Genomic DNA, 22,152 nt, shown 5'->3' with positions numbered 1-22,152 from the left:
TCCCGCTCCGCTTTCCTTAAAAGGGTTCGTTGCGAAAGACCGCCGCCGAGGAGAGCAGCCGCAGTCCGTCGCCGATATCGGCCAGGCGCGGTCCGATCAGGGGGATCCACACGGGGTAGCGATAGAAGGTGCGCACAACGACAATCTGGCCGGCGCCCCCCGGCTGAAATGCGCCCGTTCCCTTGAATTCGCCCTGGTCGCCGACCGGAATATCGAGGGGAACGGCGTTGAAGGCCGGCAAGGTCTGGATGTCGATATAAAGATTGTCGCCGGCGCACGGCAGGAGGGGTTCCAATTCCTCGCACAGCCGCGCCCGGAAGGTGTCCGGCGTGAGATGGAGATCCTGCGCCTGTCCCGTGCGCACCATCCGGCCGAGCGTCGCCGTCGCGTTCTCGAGCGCCTGCTCGGAGAGAAGGAGCAGCGACATCTGCATGATGGCCAGGATCAGCAGCAGAAAGATCGGAGAAATGAGCGCGAATTCCACCGCGATGCTGCCGTGCTCGTTCTGCGCGAACCCGCGGCGCGGCGCTGCGGTCTGAGGCCGAAGATCGCTCATTTCGAAAGGCGCAGTTGGGAGATCTTGTCTCCGATCTGGTCGAACGCATCGTTGAGATCGTTCGCCTTGGTCACGTCCAGGAACATCTCGTCATTGGAGGCACATTGCTTCAGGAGCGGCTTGACGTCGGAGCTGACCTCAAGCCCCACGGTGAAGATCTCGATCCCGACCGCCTTCATGTTGGTGCACAGCAAGGTGAGCCTTGCATTCATCGCGGTGGTGCGCTGGGCGGCCGTGCCCGTCGTGATGCCGAGGCGTCCCTGTCCGATATAGCCGACGCCGGAATAGATCGATTTGTTGGTGTTGGTGGTGACAAAATTGGCGTTCTCGCCGTCGGTCATGAGCACCACATATTTCGTGATGTTCGGCGTGCCATAGGCCACTCCGTCGCCGAACGGGCCGTAGGGCGAGAGCACGTGCCAGCCCCAGATGAGCCCCAGGGCCACATTGGTGTCGCCGACGGCGGTAAGGGCGTCGATCTTGTCCCTCACGGCCTCCATGTCGCTGGTCAGCCGCAGCAGAGGCTGCAGGCTGCAACCGGCATTCGGGCCGATCGTATAGCCGGTCGTGCTGTTGGCCCCGGTCCGCACCGGGCGCCTGTTGTATTTTTCAATGCGCCCCTGGCGCTCGCGCCACACGGTGCTCTTGGTCTCGCCGGTGCCGTAGTCGTTCAGGTAATCATTGTAGGAGGATCCGCCACCCGGCACCGAATTGGAATCCGGCTCGTCGACCGCGAAATAGGGAACGAACAGCGTCGCCGGGGTCGCGGTACTGGGCGGCGTCTCCTGCACGTCATAGGGAATGGGCCGGCCTTCGACACATCCCGCCCACGGCGTGGATATGTTGGCGAACAAGGTGAAGCGGCTCGGGCTCACCTGGTTGTTGGGCGCGGTCTTGCTGTAGAAGAGCTCCTTGTTGATCGGCGACAGGCCGTTGACGTCCATCCATGACGCCGTCGCATATTGGGAGCCCACATTGACCGTCATCGAGAAGGGAACCACGGCGACCTTCACCTGAGACGGGTCCGTGGCGGCGGCCTCAAGGCGGTCGGCGAGTGACTTTCCGGCGGTTTTCAGGTTCGCGAGCCGCTGCGTGCCGCTGGTCACCATGGATCCCGTATTGTCGAGCACGAGCGCGATTTCGACCTTGCCGATGCTCGCATCCACCTCGTTGCTCGCCGATATCGGCACCGGCTGGTCGTTGATCACGCTAAACAGCGTCAGCTCGACCGTGGTCGAGGCGCTGAAGGTGATCTTGGTGCCGGTTCGCTCGGCCACCACCGTGATCGGCCCGAAGCCCTTGCCGGCCAGCCGACCCTGGATCCAGTCGCCCGCCTTTTCCTCGAGCTCGGCGTCGCTGGTGCTGCGCGCGAGGTGCACAAGGGTAAGCCCGGCCGAATCCACGGCCTCCTGAAGCTGGACGCGTCCGAGCGAGAGGCGGGCATAATCCACGGCGAGGCCGCCCGCTCCGATCAGCGGGATCATCATCAGCCCGAAAGTCACCGCGGTCGCGCCCGATTGGTTGCGGGCGAACGCGGCGATCCATGCGCCGAGACGGCACAGCCCCCTTCGCTTTGTCGCCTCAGTGCGCATGGGTGAGCCGGAGCACGGCTGGCGTGATGATCACGGCGAACAGGACCGGCAGAAAGAAGATGACCATCGGCACCGTGAGCTTGGGCGGAAGGGACGCGGCGCGCTTTTCAGCCTCGCTCATGCGCATGTCCCGGTTCTCCTGCGCGAGAACCCGCAAGGAATGACTGAGCGCCGTCCCGTATTTCTCCGACTGGATGAGGCTCGTCACGACGCCCTTGACGCCGTCGAGCCCTGTGCGCTCGCCGAGATTCTCATAGGCTTTCCGGCGATCCTGCAAATAGGACAGCTCCGCCGTGGTGACGCCGAGTTCCTCCGCCAGTTCCGGCGATTGGGTGCCGATTTCGGCCGAGACCTTGCGAAGCGCCACCTCGATGCTCATGCCGCACTCGATGCAGATCAGCAGGAGATCGAGCGCATCCGGCCAGGACCGGCGGATCGAGTGCTGGCGCTTGTCGGTCTTGTTCTTCACATAGATGGCGGGGGCATAATAGCCGAGACCCGCCGCGGCCATGACGATGGCAAACTTCAGCGCGAGCGGATAGTCGAGCTGCAGCAGGACGAACACATAGAAAGCCGCCAGGATCAGCATGCCGACGGGAGCGAGCTGGCGGACCGCGAGATAGGTGATCACCGGACCGGGGCCGCGATACCCCGCCATCTGCAGCTTCTGCACCAGTTCGCTGCCGCCGGAGCCGGCGAGGTTGAGCCGATCCACGACGATCCTGAAGATGCGCTTCGGCTCCCGGCGCAGGGGGACGGGCTTGCTCGCAGCGCCAAGCTGGCCGCGCTCGCGCAGGCGGATGCGCTCGCGCTCCCCGGCAAGCCGCGCCATGCGCGCCGCCAGGTTGTCCTGCGCAAAATAAGGGCGCGCGACGACCAGGATCGCCGCGAGTATCGACAGCGCCGCGCCGATCGCGGTCAGCAGGTCGGCATTGTCTGTGAAAAATGCGAGGTCCATGTCCGGCTCAGAAATCAAAACTGATCATTTTACGCATGACGAAAATGCCTATCCCCATCCAGATCGCCGCTATGCCCAGAACGATGTTTCCGGTCGTATTTGTGAAAAGCAAAGCAATGTATTTCGGAGACGTGACGAAGATAATGCATCCGATGACAAAGGGGAGGCTGCCTATGATCAATGCCGAATAGTTCGCTTCCGCACTCATCGCCGTTATTTTTGATTTCATTTTTTTTCTCTCGCGCAAGATCTTGGACAGATTGCCGAGGGTCTCGGCGAGGCTGCCGCCGACGCTGCTCTGCAGGGAGATGACGATCGCGAAGAAATTCGCCTCGGCCAGCGGTATGCGCTCGGGCAGTCTTTGGATGGCCTGATAAATCGGGACGCCGAGGGTCTGGTCTTCGAGGATGCGGCGAAATTCGCCGCGAACCGGTTCCTGGGCCTCGGTGGAGATGATCTTCAGGCAATCGGCCAGGGGCAGGCCGGCCTTCACGCCACGCACGATGACATCGACGCTGTTGGGAAACTCGGCCGCGAACCCGTTCAACCGGCGCTTGCGCGTGTGGCTGACATAGAGGTGCGGCAAAAGCAGCCCGCACAAGATGCCGATGGAAAGGGAAAACAGCCACCCAATGCGGAGGACGGCGGCGGCGAGGACGAACCCGGCGAGGGCGCTCACCACGCACGTCACGTAATAGCGCCGGGGAGTCCAGGTGAGGCCCGCCTGGTTCAGCCGGCCCATCAGCGAGGGCCGGCCGCCATTCTTGACCTTCTGCTTTTCCGCAAGGTTCTTCAGCGTGTCTTCGATAATCTTCCGGCGCGCGGCATCATCGATGCCGCCCCGCTGGGACATCGGCGCGCCCATGGCCGCAATGGCGGCGAGACGCCTGTCCCGTTCGGAATTCTGGCCAAAGCGGCCGTATAGGACGGCGGCCACCAGCCCCCCGATGCTTCCCATGGCGAGGACGGCGATGATCAGCGTCATGACGTCGGGGGAGAGCGCGAACATTCAAGCTCTCCCTAGGCGTCGGGCTGGTCGGCGGCATCGAGGGCGGCGGCGAGGCGCCGCTCTTCTCCGTAATAGCGCGCACGATCCCAGAATCGGGGACGGCCGATGCCGGTGGAGCGATGTCGGCCGAGAATATTTCCCTGCGCGTCCTCGCCGAGATATTCGTAGAGGAAAAGATCCTGGGTGATGATGACATCGCCCTCGAGGCCCAGGACTTCGGTGATGTGGGTGATCCGCCGCGATCCATCCCGCAGACGGGAGGCCTGAACGATGATGTCGACGGAGGACACGATCATTTCGCGGATCGTCTTCGAGGGCAAGGTGTAGCCGCCCATGGTGATCATGGATTCGATGCGCGAGAGAGCTTCGCGCGGGGAGTTCGCGTGCAAGGTGCCCATGGAGCCGTCGTGGCCGGTATTCATCGCCTGCAGGAGGTCGAACGCCTCCGGGCCGCGCACCTCGCCCACGATGATCCGCTCGGGGCGCATGCGCAGGCAATTCTTGACCAGATCCCGCATGCTGACCTGTCCCTCGCCTTCCAGGTTCGGGGGGCGGGTCTCCAGCCGCACGACGTGGGGCTGCTGCAATTGAAGCTCCGCCGCATCCTCGCAGGTGATGATGCGCTCGGTGGGCTCGATATAGGCGGTCAGGCAATTGAGCAGCGTCGTCTTGCCGGAGCCCGTTCCGCCGGAAATCACCACGTTGCACCGGACGCGCCCGATGATGCGCAGGATCTCGGCCCCCTCATGGTTGATGGAGCCGAACCTCACCAGTTGATCAAGCGTGAGCTTGTCCTTCTTGAATTTGCGGATGGTCAGCGTGGGTCCGTCGATGGCGAGCGGCGCGGCGATCACGTTGACGCGCGAGCCGTCGAGGAGGCGGGCGTCGCACACCGGGCTCGCCTCATCCACCCGGCGCCCGACCTGGCTGACGATGCGCTGGCAGATATGCAGCAATTGGGCATTGTCGCGAAACCGGATATCGGTCTTCTGCATCTTGCCGGCGACTTCGATGTAGACGGTATTCGCGCCGTTCACCATGATGTCGGCAATGTCGTCGCGCGCGAGCAGGGGCTCAAGCGGGCCATATCCGAGGACATCATTGCAGATGTCCTCGAAAAGCTCCGCCTGCTCGGACGTGGAAATGACGATCTTCTTGACCAGGACGATGTCGTTCACCATTTCGCGGATTGCGGACCGGCTCTGCTCGGCGTCCATCCGCGTCAGCTGCTCGACATCGATGGCCTCGATCATGGCCGCGAGCATCTGCGACTTGAGGTCGTAATATTCGGGGGTCTTGTGGCCGGTGGGTGGCCGCGCGGCGCGCTCGGCCGAACCAGGCTGCGCTACCTTGGGCAGGGGCAGGACATTGGACGCGGCAGTCCCGACGATCGGAGGCGCGGCCGCCACCTGCGGCTTGACGACCTCGACGCCCGCGCGCTGGTCGGCCGGCCCGTCCCCCCGAGACATTCGCTTGCCGAACATGGTGCCTTCCTCCCGAAAACCAGGCGATGGGGGTCCCATCAGCCGCGCGGCTCCCGCCTGAATCGTTCGAACAGGGGCGAGAGGCGGGACGTGCGCCGGGCGCCGACCTTGATGTCCCGCCGCGCCGCGACGACATCGGCCAATTCGCCGATTTTCCGCACGGCCGCCGATTTCGCCGCCACATCCGGCAGCATCTGGCCCTTGTTGGCGGCGGTCCCGAACACGCGCGCGTCGAAGGGGATGCACAGCAGCGGCTCGTGCTGGAGCGCCTTGGCGAACTCCTTCGGGCTGATCTCCGGTCGCTTGGGCATGCCCACCTGGGTGAGGACCACCCTGGGCGGGGCGTCATTGGGCCGCGCCTCCCGCAGGTGATCCAGCATGCTCTTGGCGTTGCGCAGATTGGCAAGGTCCGGCGCCGCCGTGATGATGATCTCGTCCGCCGCGACGACCACGTTCCGCGCCCAGGCGGACCACAGGTGGGGCACGTCGAGGATAAGGAAGGGAGCGCTTTCCTGCGCCACGGCGATGAGCGGCGCAAAGGCTGTGGGATCGGGATCGTAGCAGCGGTCGAGCGAGATGGGGGCGCGCAGAAGGCTGAGATGATCGTTGCATTTGACGATCAGGCGATCGAGCAACACGTCGTCGAGGCGCCCTTCGTCCTGGATCGCCTCCAAGACCCCCATGCCGGCGTCGAGGTTGAAATCCAGGCTGCCGGTCCCGAAGGGCAGGTCCAGGTCCAGCATGATGACGTGCGAGCCCGTATGCCGGCCGATCATCCAGCCCACATTGTGCGCCAGGGTGGACGATCCGACGCCGCCCTTCGCGCCGATGAAGGCGATGGTCTTGCCGAGCTTCTTGCTCGCCGTTCCACGATAGATGGAGGAGATGGCGTGGATCAGCGACAGCGGATCGCAGGGCGCGAGCAGATATTCGCTGACGCCGCGCCGCATGAGTTCGCGATAGAGGAAGATGTCGTTCTCATGCCCGATCACCACGACCCGGGTGCCGACGTCGCAGACGTCCGATAGGGCATCAAGATCCCGCAAGATGGCGGCCGCGGGCGCCCGGCTTTCGATCAGGATGAGGTCCGGCGCGGTCTGCCCGCCATAAAGCGCGATCGCACCGGCAAGGCCGCCCTGCTGGAACGCCACGCGGGCATGGCCCATCACGCGGTCCTGCGCCGCCTGCTCCACGGCGCGCGTGATGGCCGCGCTCTCGCAGAAGGCGTGGATCACGATGCGGGGAACATGTGCGGGCGCACGCGCCGGCGCGGCCGGCCGCGCGTCGACGTGCGATCCCGCAAGGGCTGCGGGTTCGGGCGGGAGAGGATCGATTGCGGCCGGCTGCAGTTTTCCCATCACCTTGACCAGGGCACGATTTCCGTTCGGCTTTACTGAGTGCGGACGATTTCACTTTGCCCCGCGCGCAGGATGCGTATGGTCGCCCCCTCGGGCGCGAGGGCGGCGGTTTCGTCGTCGTCGGCCGCCGAGCGCAAGGCCAGGGAGAGGCTTCCGGCGACTTGCCCCGCCACCACGAGGACCTGGACCTGTGGGGGGTCGACCTCCAGCGTCACCGTCTTGCCGACCACGGCCATCCCCTTCGAGCCGTCGGCCTGCTGGTCGACCGCCAGCACGCGGATGTTGCGCAGCAAGGTCCGGCTCCAGACTTCGCCCTGGGCCCCGCTGGGGCGGACGGCGCTCTGGATCACGTCCACCCTGTCGTTTGGAAGGATGAAGCCGCCGGCGGTGCTTTCCGCCGAGATCCGGATGGCGACGGCGCGCTTTCCCGACGGCAGCATGCTCGCGAGCATTCCCGCCTGATTGCGCGAGAGCTTTTCCTCGAGGATGGGCTCGCCGGCGACGAACCGGCCCCGCACGGCGGACCCGAGCAGGGTCGCCGTGGCATTCGGCTTCTCCGCGCGGCTGATCAGCGTCGGGCTCAGGGGCTGTTTCCAGATCTGCCAGCGAAGGTCCTTCGCCAGGATCACATGGCCCTGCGGGAGATCCGCCGCCGCCACGAGCACCTCGGTGGCGACCGGCTGCGCGCGCACCACCTGCGGCGGCGTGGGGCTGCCCGACCGCATGGCCCAGACGAGCCAGGCCGCCAGCCCGCCGGCGGCCAGCGCGACGACGAGAATGATCACGCGGAGCATAAGCCTTGAGCCTCGTCATCCTCCCGCAGCGGGCCGTCCGCCTCGCCTGCAGGCCCTCAGAAAGCAACCGTCATCCAATGCGTCTTCGGAAGGACGTAGAGCGCCCCGCTCGCGATCGCGACGCCATAGGGAATACGTGATTTCGGATCGTGGAGCCGGGCGATCCACGGGATCGAACGGCAGTGCGCGGGAAGCGGAACGGCGCGAAGCTGGAGAATGACCAGCGTCAGAACGCCGCCGAAGAGCGCGGTGTAAAGAAGATACGGGAACGCCTGAGCCGGGCCGAGCCACAGGCTCGCCACGGCGGCGAGCTTGGCGTCGCCCCCGCCGATCCAGCCGAGGGTGAAGAACGCCATCATGCAGACGAGGATCAGCGCGGCGAATCCCGCGCTCAGACCGATCGGCGCGACGCCCTGTCCGGAAAGCGGCGCCAGGAGGGCATATGCGGCGAGCAGGAACAGGACGAGCGCGTTGCGGATCCGCATGGTGCCGACATCCCGGATGGCGGCCCACACCATCGCCGCCGCGAAGCACAGGCCGCCGAGCGATGTCGCAATCACCTGCGTCATGAAGGAGGGCCGCTCGCTGTGTCTCGAAGCGTCAGATGGCGACGGAGGCCCTCGCGCGCCTCCGCCCGCGGCGGAGCAATGCTAGTCTGAGATCATTCCTGGGGCGGGTTGGCACCGCCACCGGCGGCGTTCGTGTTGATGTCAGTGAGCTTGGTGCCGATGGTGCCGAACGTGGTGTTCAGCTGGGTGCCGATGATGGTCACCGCGCCGATGATGACGACGGCGATCATGCCGGCGATGAGGCCGTATTCGATGGCGGTCGCGCCGGATTCGTCCTTCAGGAAGGGCTTGAACAGGGTCTTCATGGATCGGTCCTCGATTGGCTGAGTGGCCGCCGCGTTCAGCAGCGCCCCGCGCACTCCAGAGCGGGAAATTCAGGGGAACCAAAACTCCCGCCAGCACGTTGGGACATTGCCGACTGGTGCGTCCGGGGTCGATTCGGCTTCATGGCCTAGGACGTTTGCCGCCCGCTCTCGGCCATATGGCAGAGTGGATGCGATGGCGCATGCCTGCTATCTTTGCCACGCACGCATTGGCCCCTCCGATTGCGGTCGTCGAGCGACCGCCCGCGAAAGCGGTCTCGCCCCGCGCGTCAGGAACCGACATGAGCGGCCGCCCCATCATGCTTCTTGCAGGCCTTCTCGCGGCGGCGGCGCCCCTCGGTCGCATGTCCTGCCGCGCCGCGGAGACCGGCCAGCCGCGCACCATCGCGCTCCCGGTCGGTGCCTCCGAGGTATTCCGCGCCCAACCGGGCATCGCCACGATCCTGCTGGGCAATCCGGCGATCGCCGATGTGAGCCTGATCAACAGCACCACCCTCGCCATCACCGGGAAGGCGCGGGGTGCGACCAATCTGATCCTGCTCTCCCCGTCGGGCAGCGAAATATCGCGCACGGCGCTGCAGATCGGGCCGCAGCAGGCGGAGGTCACCTTCTTCGTCGGCGAAAAGGCGCGGATCTATTCGTGCGCGCCCACCTGCGTGGCGCTCGCGAATCCCGCCCCGGCGGGAGTACCGGCCGCGGAAGCGGCCGCCGGAACGGCGCCCGGCGGATCGGCGCCTCCGGCGGACCCGCAGGTGCCGGCTGGCGGCCCCCAATAGCCGCCGCGCCGCGTCAGGGTTCAACCCGGCTTGCGGTTGGCGGCGCTGCGCAACATCTGGAGATTGTTGGCGGCGGTCACGTTGGAGGGATCGAGGCTGAGCGCCTTCAGGAAATTGTCGCGCGCCTTGGCGAGATCGCCGCGCAACATGTAGGAATAGCCCACGTTGTTATAATATTCGGCCCGATCACCGAGATATTGCCCGGCCATGCGATAGGCGCGGTCGGCCAGATCGAAGCGGCGCACGCGGTCATAGGACGCGGCAAGCCCGAGCCATGCCTCGCCGCTTTCCGGCGCCACTTCCACGGCGCGTTCGTAATAGCGCACGGCGCGGCCGTAATTCCCGGCCCGGAACTGGTTCTTCGCCACCTGCAGAACCTGGTTGTCCGGATAGGCCTCGACCTGTGTCGGCACCTCCATGGCCGGAAGCGTATTGCCCCAGCTGGAAAGGCTGTCGCCCCCGTTCGCACCGCAGGCGGAGAGCGCAACGCACAGCGGGAGCAGGATCAGCGCAGGGGCGATACCCCGGAATGGCCGCATCTTGAATACCTCGCCACCCGCCCGCCGGTGCGCGGCGGGAAGAGGTGCTTGATTTGGGCCCCTGTATCCAGAGCCGATATGCTGGAATTCGGCGGGCGACGCAAGCGCCCAGCCGCCCCTCGGAACGCTCCGCACGATCGCTCTTAAGTATATTGTGCCGCCATACTTAATCGCCACCGTGCACCACCCTGTTGGCCGAGGCCGGCACCCGCGGCCGGCCTAGGCCATCTGGCCGAATGGACCCGGCCGCGGCTCATTTCCTACAAGGCGTGTGAGGTAAGAGAGTGGGCGGCCGGAAAGATGCGCGCGTTGATTGTGCCGCTCGTCGAAGGACCTGGCCGGATCATTCGGCTGGGATGCCTGGCCCTGTTCTGGACCCTTGCCCTGGCCGGCTCCGGGCAAGCCCAGGAGCAGCTGGTTCAATTCGCCAATGGCCGCTCCACCGCCTCGATCACTGTCCCGGCGGGCCAGTTCCTGACGGCGAAGACCGTGGGCGACGTGGACAAGGTGGTGGTCGGCGATCCCGCCGTGGCGACCGCGGTGCCCCTCACCAGCCGCACATTCTACGTGCTCGGCAAATCCCTCGGCCGCACCAATATCGCCGTGTTCGGGCCCGGTGGAACCCTGCTCGGCACGGTGGACGTGGAAGTCGGCGCCGACACGGCCGATCTTGGCTCGGCCCTCCGGGAAGCCATTCCGGCGGCGCGGATCAAGGTCGATACGATCAACGGGCGGATCCGCCTCAGCGGTACGGTACCCGATGCCGTCAGCCTGCAAAAGGTTCTCGAGATCGCGCAGCAATACGGCGCCGCCGGCGTGATCAATGCGCTGCGGGTGACCGGTGGGCAGCAGGTGATGCTGGAAGTGCGCATCATCGAGGTCAATCGCAATGCCGGGCGGGAGTTGGGCATCAGCTGGTTTGTCGGCGGCAAGTCCGGCGGGGCGGCCACCGGTGCATTCTCGCCGCCGGAGCTTCCCCCTCCGGGCGTGCAGTTCCACGCTTCTCTGCCAAGCGGCTCCTCGCCGTTCGGCACCGTTCTGGCGCAAGTGCTGGGCGGAGGCATCAGCGCCGACGTACTCATCCAGGCCCTGGAGGAGAAGGGCCTCGCCCGCCGCCTCGCCGAGCCCAATCTCGTCGCGCTCTCGGGCGAGACGGCGAGCTTTCTCGCCGGCGGAGAGGTGCCGATCCCGGTGTCGGAAGAGAATGGCAGCGTGACCGTCCAGTACAAGGAATATGGCATCCGGCTGAACTTCACCCCGATCGTGCTGGAACGGGGCCTCATCAACATGAAGCTCCAGCCGGAGGTGAGTCAGGTCGATGAATCGACGCGGGTGACGACTGGCGCCATCTCGGTTCCGTCCTTCATCACCCGGCGCGCCAGCACCATCCTCGAAGTGCGCGACGGGCAGAGCTTCGCGATGGCCGGCTTGCTGCAAACCACCCATTCCAACACCCAGAGCCAGCTCCCCTGGGTCGGGCAATTGCCGGTGCTGGGCGCGCTCTTCCGATCTTCCTCCTTCCAGGAGGACGAAACCGACCTGGTCATCATCGTCACCCCCCGCCTCGTCAGTCCGGCGCGGCCCGGCCTGCCGCTGCGCACGCCCCTCGACACCAAGCTCCCCGGCAATGACGTGGACTTCTTCCTCATGGGCAAGCTGGAGGTGGACGATGACATGATGCGCCGCTTTGCCGATGGCACGGGCGTCATCGGCCCCTATGGCCACATCATCGACATCGGGCCGCCGAAGCCCGGCAACGCGAGCAAAGTCATTGCCAAATACTAGCCGGCTTCTCCAGATCGCGTTCGCTCTCGGCTCCATGAGCCTCCTGGCGGGATGCGCCGACTATCTGAAGCGCAGCGACATGATCTCGGATGCCGCGGGCGAGGCGCAAAGCTGGAACAAGGTCGTCCAGACCACCGACCCCTGGCCGCCTTATGTGATGGACACGAAAATTCCAGGAAATGGGCAGCGCGTGAGCAAGGTCATGGCGCGGTACACGGCGGGCCCCGCATCCTCCACCAGTTCGGCACCCTCCGCCGATGGCCCTTCCGCCTCTGCGGGCGCCTCTGCGGATGCCAGCGCAACGGGGGCGGCGACGGGAAGATAGCCATTGTCCTGGCACCCTTGGCCGGGTGACCGGGCGCGGCACCGCGCGGCGGCTGGAAGGGACCCTGGAACGGCCGAAGGCCACCGATGCCGGCTTCGCCTTCGTGGGCATCCTCGGAGCCATCGTCGACGTTGCCAAGGCAGGGCGCGCTGCCGGCTCGGCCAGCTGCTCTTTGTCGGTCCATGGCGCAAGCGGACATCCCATCCGCGACGCCGAAGCCGTGACACCGAAGCCATTGGAAGTGGCCGCGTATTTCATCCGATCGCAGGGGCCGCGCGCTCGCATGTCAAAGTGACGCGCAACGGTCTCGTCGCTTGACACCGCCCAATGCTTCGGGTCTTCCTTTGCGGCATGGTCCGCGACTTTCCACATGCTCTGCGAGCGATTCCCCGTCTGGCGATGCGCCGGATGGTGGCCGTCGCCGTGATGCTTTGCCTGCTTTTCGGCGCGTTTGCCGAAACGGTGGCTGCGCACCATGTGGACGATGTGGATACCCGCGTCGCGATGAGCGACGGGGCACCCGACCAGGGGGCCGAGAAGAAGCTTCCGGACCACGGGCCGTCCTTGCCCTCCGCCGACCATGATTGCCACGGCTGCGCCGCCGTCGTGCTGCATGCGCCGCTGGAGATGGTGATCGCACGCGTCCCGACAGGTCTTGAGACCCTGTCCGAGAACCTGGTCGAGGGCCGCGTTCCCGGCACCGAATTGCGTCCTCCCCGGGCCTGATCCTTCCGCACGTCGCGCGCTGACGCCCTGCGTCGGCCAATGCAGACTCATGCCCGGAACGGATCATGTCTTCTCGTGCCCTCGCGCTCGCGCTCGGGGCAGCGCTCGCGCTGCTTCAGGCGTCGCCGACCTTTGCCGCCGCGCCGCGGCCGCTGACCCTGGCCCAGGCCCTTTCCAGCGCCCTTGCCGCCAACCCCAGGCTGACCGTCGCCGAGCGCGACATCGGCATGGCGGGCGGCCGGAGCATGCAGGCGGCTGCCCTGCCGAACCCGAACCTCTCGCTGGAGGTCGACAATGCCTTCGGTTCCGGGTCGTACCAGGGGCTCGATCTGTCCGAGCAAACGCTCCAGGTCAGCCAGCTCGTGGAGCTGGGCGGCAAGCGCGAGGCGCGCATCGCCGCCGCCAGCGCCGGGGTCGGCGTTGCCCGGTGGGAGCGCGAGGCGCTGCGCCTCCAGGTGCTCGCGGAGACGACGGCGGCCTTCGTCGCCGTCCTCAGCGCCCAGCGTCGCCTGGATATCCTGAAGGGGCAGGCCGACGCCATCGCGCGATGGGCGCCGCTGCTCCAGAACCGCGTGGAGGCCGGAGCATCGTCGCCCGCGGAAATCTCGCGCTCGAAGGTGGCAGCCAATCTCGCGCAGGTGGAATTGGAGCGCGCCAAGGCCGCCCTCGTCACCGCCCGGCGCGAGCTGGCCTTGCTCATGGGCGCCTCCGAGGCGAAGTTCGGCCCCGCCACCGGCAATCTTGCGCGCGTCGACCTGCCGCCAGCGCTCGACCGCATCCTGAAGTCCGCGCAGGAGAATCCGCAGCTCACGCGCTTCACCGCCCTGAAGGCCCAGCGCCGGGCCGAAATGGAAGGCGCGCGGGCCCGGGCGGTGCCGGACGTCACCCTCGGGGTCGGCTATCGCCACTACAACGAGACCGCCGACAGCGGCATGATGTTCACTCTGTCGGTGCCGCTCCCGGTGCTCGACCGGAACGAGGGCGGGATCGTCGAGGCCGGCGAATCCCTGAGGCGGGCAGAGGCGGAGGAAGCCGTCGCCCGAAGCGCCCTCATCTCGCAGGTGGGCCGCGCCTATGACAGCCTGAAGGCCTCCTATGACGAGGTCGCCATTCTGCGCGGCGGCGGCCTCCTGGATGCGAGGAGCGCCTTCGAGGGCATCCAGAGCGGCTATTCCGAGGGACGCTACACGCTCCTCGAACTCCTCGACGCCCAGTCCGCATTGACCGAGACCGCGCTGCGCGAACTCGACGCCCTCGTTTCCTATCACACGGCTCTCGCCACCCTCGAGGGGCTCACCGGCCGTCCCGTCACCTTCGCCAAAGGAAAATCCAAATGAGCCGCGCGGTGCGACGCGACCTGGCGCTGCTTCTGCTCGGCCTCGTGGCCGGGGCGGGCACGCTCCATGTCTTGCAGGATCGATCTGCCCCCATCACCTCCACCCAGGCCGCCGAGGGGGCGCACGGAGAAGAGGAAGGCCATGCGGAGGGAGCGGTCGCGCTTGACGACGCGAAGCTTGCCGCGGCGGGCATCGGTCTCGAAACCGCCGGGCCGGAGAAGCTGCGCCAGAAACTCCGCCTGAACGGGCTGATCCAGCCGAACCAGGAGGCGGTCGTCCAGGTCGCTCCGCGCTTTCCGGGCATCGTGCGGGAAATCCGCAAGCGCCTGGGGGACAAGGTCAACAAGGGGGATGTTCTGGCGGTCGTCGAGAGCAACCAGAGCCTCACGACATATGATCTGAAGTCGCCGATCTCGGGCACCGTGGTGGATCGCGCCGTGGCGCTGGGAGAATATGTCTCCGAGCAGAAGCCCGCCTTCGTCGTCGCCGATCTCTCCACCTTGTGGGTGGACCTCTCGGTCTACCGGCGGGACTTCGCGCAGGTCCGCGTCGGCGATGCCGTTGTGGTCGATCCCGAGGACGGCGGCGCGCCGATCCAGGGGCAGGTCATCTATGTGTCGCCCATCGGCGCCGCGGATACCCAGAGCGGGCTCGCGCGCGTCGCCATCCCCAATGAGGGAATGCGGCTGCGGCCGGGCCTGTTCGCGGTCGGCACCATCGTGCTCGCGGAGAAGCCGGTCGATCTCGCCGTCCGCCTCGCCGCCCTCCAGACCATCGACAACCGGACGGTCGTGTTCGTCCGCAACGGCGAGGCTTTCGAGCCGCGCGACGTGGAGCTGGGCGAGCGGGACGGGGACTGGGCCGAGGTGCTGTTCGGCCTGATGGCCGGGGATGCCTATGCCGCGAACAACAGCTTCGTGATCAAGGCCGAGCTCGCCAAGGGGAGCGCCAGCCATGAGCACTGAGGCCCGTCCCTCCAGCGCGGAGGCGTCGCGATGATCGACGCCATTCTCGCCTTCTCGATCCGCCAGCGTTGGCTGGTGGTGCTGGCCTGCCTGGGCGTGGCGGCCTTCGGCGCCTGGAACTTCACGCGCCTGCCCATCGATGCGGTGCCGGACATCACCAATGTCCAGGTGCAGATCAACACCTCCGCGCCCGGCTTCTCGCCGCTGGAGACCGAACAGCGCATCACCTTTCCGATCGAGACCGCCATGGGCGGCCTGCCGGGCCTGGACTACACCCGCTCCATGTCGCGCTACGGCCTCAGCCAGGTGACGGTGGTGTTCCGCGACGGGACCGACATCTATTTCGCCCGCCAGCTGGTGAACGAGCGCATCCAGCAGGCCAAGGACCAGCTTCCGCCGGGCGTCGCGACCGCCATGGGGCCCGTCTCCACGGGCCTCGGCGAAATCTATATGTACACGGTGGAGGCCAAGGCCGGGGCTAAGAAGCCGTCCGGCGAGCCCTATAGTCCCACCGACCTGCGCACCATCCAGGACTGGATCATCAAGCCCCAGCTGCGCACCGTGCCGGGCGTGGTCGAGGTGAACACCATCGGCGGCTACGAGCGCGAGTTCCATGTCCTGCCCAACCCGGCGCGGCTCATGGCCTACCGCATCTCGTTCCGGGACGTGATGACCGCGCTCGCGGCCAACAACGCCAACGTGGGCGCAGGCTATATCGAGCGGAACGGCGAGCAGTATCTCGTCCGCACGCCCGGACAGGTGGCCAATGCGGAGGAGATCCGGGAGATCGTCATCGGCAGCCATTCCGGCACGCCGATCCGGATCGGCGACATCGCCGAGGTGCGTGAGGGCAAGGAGCTGCGCACGGGCGCGGCGACGCTGAACGGGGAGGAGGTGGTGCTCGGCACCACCATGCTGCTCATCGGCGAGAACAGTCGCACGGTGGCCCAGCGCGTCGAGACGCGGCTGGAAGAAATCTCCCGCTCGCTGCCCGAAGGCGTCATAGCCCGCGCCGTCTACGACCGCTCCCACCTCGTGGAAGCCACCATCGCCACGGTGGAGAAGAACCTCGTCGAAGGCGCGCTGTTCGTCATCGCGGTGCTGTTCGTGCTGCTGGGGAACATCCGCGCGGCGCTGGTGACGGCCTGCGTGATCCCGCTCGCCATGCTCTTCACCATCACCGGCATGGTGGAGAACAAGGTCAGCGCGAACCTGATGAGCCTCGGGGCCATCGACTTCGGCATCATCATCGACGGCGCCGTCATCATCGTGGAGAACTGCCTGCGCCTGCTGGCGGAGGCGCAGCACAAGAGGGGCCGCCTGCTGACGCGGGCGGAGCGGTTCGAGACCATCCTCGCGGGGTCGAAGGAGGTGATCCGGCCGAGCCTGTTCGGCACCATGATCATCGCCGTGGTCTACCTGCCGGTGCTCACGCTCACGGGCGTGGAAGGCAAGATGTTCACGCCCATGGCGATCACGGTGCTGATGGCGCTGCTCGGCGCGGCGCTGTTCTCCATGACCTTCGTGCCCGCCGCCATCGCCCTGTTCGTGACCGGCAAGGTGTCCGAGCACGAGAACGCCATCATGCGGGGCGCCCGGCGCCTCTACACGCCATTGCTGGATGCCTGCATCGATTATCGCGGCGCGGTGGCCGTGGCGGCCGCCGCCCTGGTGATCGCGAGCGGCCTTGCGGCCTCGCGCATGGGCGGGGAGTTCATCCCCAGCCTCGACGAGGGCGACGCCGCCATCCAGGCGCTGCGCGTTCCCGGCACCAGCCTCACGCAGTCGCTCGAGATGCAGGAGGCCCTCGAAAAGCGCCTGCTGAAGGTGCCGGAAGTGAAGGAGATCTTCGCCCGCGTCGGCACGGCCGAGATCGCCACCGACGCGATGCCGCCCTCCATCTCCGACGGCTACATCATGCTGAAGCCCCGCTCGGAATGGCCGGACCCGTCCAAGCCGAAGACCGCATTGATGGAGGACATCGAGAAGGCCGCCGAGTCCGTGCCGGGGAGCAATTACGAACTGTCCCAGCCCATTCAGCTTCGCTTCAACGAACTGATCTCCGGCATCCGCAGCGACGTGGGCGTGAAGATCTTCGGCGACGATCTCGATACCCTGCTCCAGGTCGCCGGCCAGGTGCAGGCGGTGCTCCAGAAGGTGCCCGGCGCGGCGGACGTGAAGACGGAACAGGTCTCGGGCCTGCCCATGCTGACCGTCGGGCTGAACCGGGCGGCCATGGCGCGCTTTGGCGTCTCCGTCGCCGATGTGCAGGAACTGATCGAGATCGCGGTGGGCGGCAAGGAGGCGGGGGTCCTGTTCGAGGGCGACCGGCGCTTCGACATCGTGGTGCGCCTGCCGGAGGACTTGCGGACCGACATCGAGGCGCTGCGCGCCCTGCCCATCCCGTTGCCACCGGCGAACGAGGAGGGCCGGCCCGTTCGCGCGAGCTGGGGGGCGGCCGCAACCTCCCAGATCCGCTATGTGCCGCTCTCGTCCATCGCCATCCTCACGGTGTCGCCCGGCCCCAACCAGATCAGCCGCGAGAACGGCAAGCGGCGGATCGTGGTGAGCGCCAACGTGCGCGACCGGGACCTCGGCTCGTTCGTCGCCGACGCCCAGAAGCAGGTCGCCGGGACGGTGAAACTGCCGGAGGGCTATTGGGTCGGCTGGGGCGGCCAGTTCGAGCAACTCGTCTCCGCCACCCAGCGCCTCGCCATCGTGGTGCCGATCGCGCTGGCGCTGATCTTCCTGCTGTTGTTCATGAGCTTCGGGTCGGTCGGCGATGCGCTGCTGGTGTTCTCCGGCGTGCCGCTGGCGCTGACGGGGGGCGTTGCCGCGCTGCTGCTGCGGGATATCCCGCTCTCCATCAGCGCGGGCATCGGCTTCATCGCCCTGTCGGGCGTCGCGGTACTGAACGGGCTCGTCATCATCGCTTTCATCCAGCGGCTGCGGGCCGAGGGGAAGGGGATCCTCACTGCCGTCCGCGAGGGAGCGCTGACGCGCCTGCGGCCGGTGCTGATGACCGCGCTCGTCGCCTCCCTCGGCTTCGTGCCCATGGCGCTGGCGACGGGGCCGGGCGCGGAGGTGCAGCGGCCGCTGGCCACCGTGGTGATCGGCGGCATCATCTCCTCCACCATCCTCACCCTGCTGGTCCTGCCGGCGCTCTACGTGCTGTTCCGGCGCGAGAGCGAGCGGTCGGAACCTGTTTCCACCGCGACCGGCGGAGCCGCCTCAACCTAGAAAACCCACGGAGACACCCATGTTGAAAGCACTTCTCATGGCCGGCGCCTTGCTGCTGTCCGGTCCCGCCTCGGCGCAGCACGCCCACGACAACCAGAAAGGGCCGAACGGCGGCCCCATGGAGGATGTCGCCGGCGTCCATGCCGAGCTGATCGTCTCCGGCCAGGTCGTGACGGTGAACGTCTTCGACGAGGCCGGAAAGCCGATCGACGCGGCCGGCTACACCGGCTCGGCGATGATCGTCTCCGGCAGCGATCGCAAGACCTTTTCGCTGGCCCCGTCAGGCAACGCCCTCACCGGGCAGGCCGCAGCATCCATCGCGAAGGGCGCGGCGGTGACGGTGGTCGTCAAGACGGCCGCCGGAAAGTCCGGTCAGGCGAAATTCACCGCGCCCTGAAGAGAGGAGTGAGGCTCATCATGTCCGGGCGCCAGACCTTCCGCCGCAGTGCCGGGGCGAAGATCGCGGTTGAGCTCATCGCACGTGCGATCCCCGCCCACGCCCGAGATGATAAGCCCCAAGGTCACAAGGCGAACGTGAGGCATGTCTTTCGGGATGTGCCGCTCGGCCCGGGTTCATCTGTCGACGGATGGGAAAGACCCCGCGGATATGGACTCCGCCGCTGTTTTTATTTCCGTGATGCTTTCCCCGTCGCCTTCACGTTCGCAGCCGGCGGGTCACCTCGGAGCGGCGAAACAGGTGATCTCACCGTCTCTTGCCGGGCGCTTCGCTGCCGTCGTCGCCTCTTCGGGATCCCCTCGGACGCGCCGTGCGCGCAGACGGATCTCTTTCAGGCTCCCATCCGCATCAGTCCATGACAGGAGAATAGTTATGAAATTTTCAGTAATTTTTGGATTTTATCTAATAATGACCAGCGCATCTTTCGCGCAAACCGTCGATGCCGAGCATTCAAGCGCAAAAGAGCACGGACTGTATTGTGCAAAGAGGCGAGCGACATGCGTTGATACGTATAAATGGTATCGGCAACATGAGCTTGCTCACTGCCGCATTCAATACAATCAATGTATGCGCGTATGGCAAAAAGGTTGAATGGGATCGCAAGGGCGATGCGCGCGGGGAGGGGAGAGCGCATCAAACCTTCCGGTTCCCGTGATACTCGTCACGGGGTCCGGCCGAGAGGGGCAGCGGCATGAAACACCGAGCAATGCGGCGGCTGACAGGGCCGTCGCATTGCTTCTCCTGTCAGATTTCAGGCCACCGCAGCGTCCCCCTCCACATGGCGATCGGGAAGCTCATGACGTTCGCTGCGACGACCGCATGGATCAGTCCGGGCTGCTGCTGTCCCCGTCGCCGGGCAGCGCCTTGAGGGCGAGCCGGTCCGTGGACGATCCCGTGGGCTCCCATGCGCGCACCCTCCTCAAAGCTTGACGCTGGCCTCGCGTGCCCACAGGCGCAGCTTGCGGCAGCTCTCGATGAACCCCGCCACCGATGCCGCCCCATCGAGGGCGATGAGCCCCTCATCGGCGTCGGGCGCGACGCCGGCCTTCGCGAGCAGCGGGAGAGCCGCCGGCGTGAAGCCGATGAACTTGCAATGCGCGAAGGCGTCGGCCACGAAATCGCGCGCCGTTGCCTCTCCTGCGAGGCGTTCGGCCCCTTCCTTGGAAAGCAGCAGCGCCACGGCGTCGAACAGCACCGAAGGGCCGCCGTCGATCATGTGCTTCGCGGGAAGGAAGGTGCCGTCGGCGGTTTCCACGCCGCCCACCTTCGGAGCCACCAGCTCCATTTTCGCGCCTTCCTTCTCGATGGCTGCCTGGAGCCGCTTCAGCAGCTTGCCGTCGCAGCCATTGCTCACCAGCACGCCCACCTTGCGGCCGGCAAAGCTCGCCGGGCCGTTCTGGATGATGCTGAGGGCGGGGGAGGCCGGCAGGTCGTCGCGCGGAGCGATCGCCGCATCCGCGGGCTTGGGGAGGTCCGTGATCCCGAGCTTGTCCGCCACCGTGGCGCCGAGAGCTTCGTCGATGTTGAGCAGGTGGGCGACCATTCGCTCCCGGAGCACCGGATTCTCGCATTTGCTGAGCTCGAAGGTCAGGGCCATGGCAATGTGCTTCTGCTCGGGCCCGGTCTGGCTGTTGAAGAATTGCCGTGCCTGGCTGTAGTGGTCGGCGAAGCTCTCGGGGCGCAGGCGCACCTTCGGCGCGTCGATCTCTTCGCGGAACGCGCGGAAACCGCGGACGGGGTCTTCGCGCGGTCCCTCGCCGTGCGAATTGGGCTGATAGTTCGTGCGGCCGACCGGGTTGCGCATCGCCATGTGCCCGTCCTGCTGGAAATGCGCGAACGGGCATTTAGGGGCGTTGATCGGGAGGTGGGTGAAGTTCGGGCTGCCGAGGCGCTTCAGCTGGGTGTCGAGATAGGAGAAGTTGCGGCCCTGAAGCAGCGGATCGTTCGAGAAATCGATGCCGGGCGGAACGTTCTGCGTCATGAAGGCGACCTGCTCGGTCTCGGCGAAGAAATTGTCCGGCATCCGGTCCAGCACGAGCCGTCCCACAGGGATCGGCTTGATGATCTCCTCGGGAATGAGCTTTGTGGGATCGAGCACATCGAAATCGAAGCCGTCGGCGAAGTCCTGGTCGAACAGCTGAACGCACAGCTCCCATTCCGGAAAATTGCCGGACTGGATGGCATCCCAGAGATCGCGGCGATGGAAGTCCGGGTCGGCGCCGTTGATCTTCACCGCCTCGTTCCACACCACCGATTGCAGGCCGAGCTTCGGCTTCCAGATGAACTTGACGAAGGTGGACTCGTCCCGCGCATTGAGGAAGCGGAAGGTATGGACGCCGAAGCCTTCCATGAAGCGGAAGGAGCGCGGGATGGCCCGGTCCGACATGACCCACATGATCATGTGCATGGATTCCGGGGTCAGCGAGATGAAGTCCCAGAAATTATCATGGGCGGACTGGGCCTGCGGAAAGCCGCGGTCCGGCTCCGGCTTTACCGAGTGGATCACATCCGGAAACTTGATCGCATCCTGGATGAAGAACACGGGGATGTTGTTGCCGACCAGATCCCAATTGCCTTCCCGGGTGTAGATCTTCACGGCAAAACCGCGCACGTCGCGTGCAAGATCGGCCGAGCCCTCCGAGCCGGCGACGGTGGAGAAGCGCACGAAGGCAGGGGTCTTCTCTCCCGCGCGCTGGAAGAGGTCGGCGCGGGTATATTGGGCGAGGGACGAGTACGTCTCGAAAAAGCCGTGCGCACCATAGCCCCGTGCGTGCACGACACGCTCGGGGATGCGCTCGTGATCGAAGTGGAAGATCTTCTCCCGGAAGTGGAAATCCTCGATCACGCTGGGCCCGCGCGGCCCGATTCTTAGGGTGTTCTGATCATCTGCGACGGGGCCGCCCTGCGCCGTGGTCAGTGTCGGCGTGTCGCCCTGCGCGATCTGATGCAGGTCTCCGCCATTGCCCCGCAACAGGGATTGGTCGTGGATGCGTGCCGTCGTCTTGTCGCTGGCGGGTGCTTTCGTTGCTTTCCTGGCCATCTGGGGTGCTCCCTGAAGCGTGCCTGTGTCGGTGATGAAGCGGGACCAGCGCCGATCCCCTTTTTCCGGCCGTCGCCCATGTTCGACCCGGGATAAGGAATCGGAACCGGAGATTGCGGGGAGCGTTTAGGAGCGAGGTGGTGTCGCGGTCGTTCTCGATCGCGGACCTCCACCTGATCGCGGCGCCCCTTTTGCCGTGCCAGGTGAATGCTTCCCGCACGTTCGGCTGCTCCCTTCTGTGCAAGCAGTAAAACTTTGGATGGTTGGATCGGTTCCAAAGTTAAGCGCTGGATTTTCGTGACTATTTCTTCCGGATTGC

The 22,152-nt window shown here is 66.1% G+C and carries 21 protein-coding genes; 9 read left to right on the top strand and 12 right to left on the bottom strand.

Going from position 1 to position 22,152, the window contains the following annotated elements:
• Positions 1-16: 16 nt before the first annotated feature.
• From V5F84_RS20520 to V5F84_RS20480, 9 genes are all read right to left on the bottom strand, one after another.
• The gene (locus tag V5F84_RS20520) at positions 17-556 is read right to left on the bottom strand and encodes a TadE/TadG family type IV pilus assembly protein (protein WP_394041871.1); all 540 of its coding nucleotides are present in this window, start codon (positions 554-556) and stop codon (positions 17-19) included.
• A complete protein-coding gene (locus tag V5F84_RS20515) occupies positions 553-2,058 on the bottom strand; it encodes a pilus assembly protein TadG-related protein (RefSeq protein ID WP_509277132.1) in 1,506 nt (501 codons plus the stop codon). Before V5F84_RS20515 ends, V5F84_RS20520 begins: the two co-directional genes overlap by 4 nt.
• A 79-nt stretch (positions 2,059-2,137) precedes the next feature.
• Positions 2,138-3,106, bottom strand: coding sequence for a type II secretion system F family protein (locus tag V5F84_RS20510; RefSeq protein ID WP_394041873.1), 969 nt, complete (start codon positions 3,104-3,106; stop codon positions 2,138-2,140).
• A gap of 7 nt (positions 3,107-3,113) precedes the next feature.
• Positions 3,114-4,115, bottom strand: coding sequence for a type II secretion system F family protein (locus V5F84_RS20505; protein WP_394041874.1), 1,002 nt, complete (start codon positions 4,113-4,115; stop codon positions 3,114-3,116).
• Between the two features lie 11 nt (positions 4,116-4,126).
• Positions 4,127-5,599 (bottom strand): TadA family conjugal transfer-associated ATPase, encoded by a 1,473-nt coding sequence (locus tag V5F84_RS20500; protein WP_394041875.1) that lies wholly within the window; start codon positions 5,597-5,599, stop codon positions 4,127-4,129.
• A gap of 38 nt (positions 5,600-5,637) precedes the next feature.
• Complete coding sequence (locus tag V5F84_RS20495; RefSeq protein WP_394041876.1) at positions 5,638-6,834, bottom strand: CpaE/TadZ family protein; 1,197 nt, start codon at positions 6,832-6,834, stop codon at positions 5,638-5,640.
• A 155-nt stretch (positions 6,835-6,989) separates the two neighbouring features.
• A complete protein-coding gene (gene cpaB, locus V5F84_RS20490; RefSeq protein ID WP_394041877.1) occupies positions 6,990-7,751 on the bottom strand; it encodes a Flp pilus assembly protein CpaB in 762 nt (253 codons plus the stop codon).
• Between the two features lie 56 nt (positions 7,752-7,807).
• Complete coding sequence (locus V5F84_RS20485) at positions 7,808-8,320, bottom strand: A24 family peptidase (protein ID WP_394041879.1); 513 nt, start codon at positions 8,318-8,320, stop codon at positions 7,808-7,810.
• 92 nt (positions 8,321-8,412) lie between these two features.
• Positions 8,413-8,625, bottom strand: a complete 213-nt coding sequence (locus tag V5F84_RS20480) for a Flp family type IVb pilin (RefSeq protein ID WP_394041880.1) — start codon at positions 8,623-8,625, stop codon at positions 8,413-8,415.
• A gap of 299 nt (positions 8,626-8,924) precedes the next feature.
• Between V5F84_RS20480 and V5F84_RS20475 the strand changes: the two genes are divergently transcribed.
• Entirely contained in the window at positions 8,925-9,419 is a 495-nt protein-coding gene (locus tag V5F84_RS20475; protein WP_394041881.1) for a pilus assembly protein N-terminal domain-containing protein, read from the top strand.
• A 20-nt stretch (positions 9,420-9,439) separates the two neighbouring features.
• Here V5F84_RS20475 and V5F84_RS20470 read toward each other — a convergent pair whose 3' ends face one another.
• Positions 9,440-9,958, bottom strand: coding sequence for a tetratricopeptide repeat protein (locus V5F84_RS20470; protein WP_394041882.1), 519 nt, complete (start codon positions 9,956-9,958; stop codon positions 9,440-9,442).
• Between the two features lie 300 nt (positions 9,959-10,258).
• On the opposite strand from V5F84_RS20470, the gene V5F84_RS20465 reads away from it, so the two are divergent.
• From V5F84_RS20465 to V5F84_RS20430, 8 genes are all read left to right on the top strand, one after another.
• A complete protein-coding gene (locus V5F84_RS20465; RefSeq protein ID WP_394041883.1) occupies positions 10,259-11,743 on the top strand; it encodes a type II and III secretion system protein family protein in 1,485 nt (494 codons plus the stop codon).
• On the top strand, positions 11,730-12,068 hold the full coding sequence (locus V5F84_RS20460; protein WP_394041884.1) for a hypothetical protein: 339 nt from the start codon (positions 11,730-11,732) through the stop codon (positions 12,066-12,068). Before V5F84_RS20465 ends, V5F84_RS20460 begins: the two co-directional genes overlap by 14 nt.
• Before the next feature lie 25 nt (positions 12,069-12,093).
• Entirely contained in the window at positions 12,094-12,363 is a 270-nt protein-coding gene (locus V5F84_RS20455) for a hypothetical protein (protein WP_394041885.1), read from the top strand.
• Positions 12,364-12,395: 32 nt separating this feature from the next.
• Positions 12,396-12,794, top strand: coding sequence for a hypothetical protein (locus tag V5F84_RS20450; RefSeq protein WP_394041886.1), 399 nt, complete (start codon positions 12,396-12,398; stop codon positions 12,792-12,794).
• Positions 12,795-12,859: 65 nt separating this feature from the next.
• Positions 12,860-14,131, top strand: a complete 1,272-nt coding sequence (locus tag V5F84_RS20445) for a TolC family protein (RefSeq protein WP_394041887.1) — start codon at positions 12,860-12,862, stop codon at positions 14,129-14,131.
• Complete coding sequence (gene ihpB, locus V5F84_RS20440) at positions 14,128-15,096, top strand: divalent metal ion exporter adaptor subunit IhpB (protein ID WP_394041889.1); 969 nt, start codon at positions 14,128-14,130, stop codon at positions 15,094-15,096. Before V5F84_RS20445 ends, ihpB begins: the two co-directional genes overlap by 4 nt.
• Positions 15,097-15,126: 30 nt before the next feature.
• A complete protein-coding gene (locus V5F84_RS20435) occupies positions 15,127-18,336 on the top strand; it encodes an efflux RND transporter permease subunit (RefSeq protein ID WP_394041890.1) in 3,210 nt (1,069 codons plus the stop codon).
• A gap of 19 nt (positions 18,337-18,355) precedes the next feature.
• Positions 18,356-18,733, top strand: coding sequence for a hypothetical protein (locus V5F84_RS20430; RefSeq protein WP_394041891.1), 378 nt, complete (start codon positions 18,356-18,358; stop codon positions 18,731-18,733).
• A 430-nt stretch (positions 18,734-19,163) separates the two neighbouring features.
• Here V5F84_RS20430 and V5F84_RS20425 read toward each other — a convergent pair whose 3' ends face one another.
• Both V5F84_RS20425 and katE read right to left on the bottom strand, forming a co-directional pair.
• A complete protein-coding gene (locus tag V5F84_RS20425) occupies positions 19,164-19,427 on the bottom strand; it encodes a hypothetical protein (RefSeq protein ID WP_394041892.1) in 264 nt (87 codons plus the stop codon).
• Positions 19,428-19,712: 285 nt separating this feature from the next.
• Entirely contained in the window at positions 19,713-21,833 is a 2,121-nt protein-coding gene (katE, locus tag V5F84_RS20420; protein WP_394041893.1) for a catalase, read from the bottom strand.
• Positions 21,834-22,152 lie beyond the last annotated feature (319 nt).

The organism is Roseixanthobacter liquoris, from assembly GCF_043195135.2.
Classification (GTDB): domain Bacteria; phylum Pseudomonadota; class Alphaproteobacteria; order Rhizobiales; family Xanthobacteraceae; genus NCEH01.
Note: the sequence above shows the minus strand (reverse complement) of the source record. Positions and strands in the feature narration are given on the sequence as shown.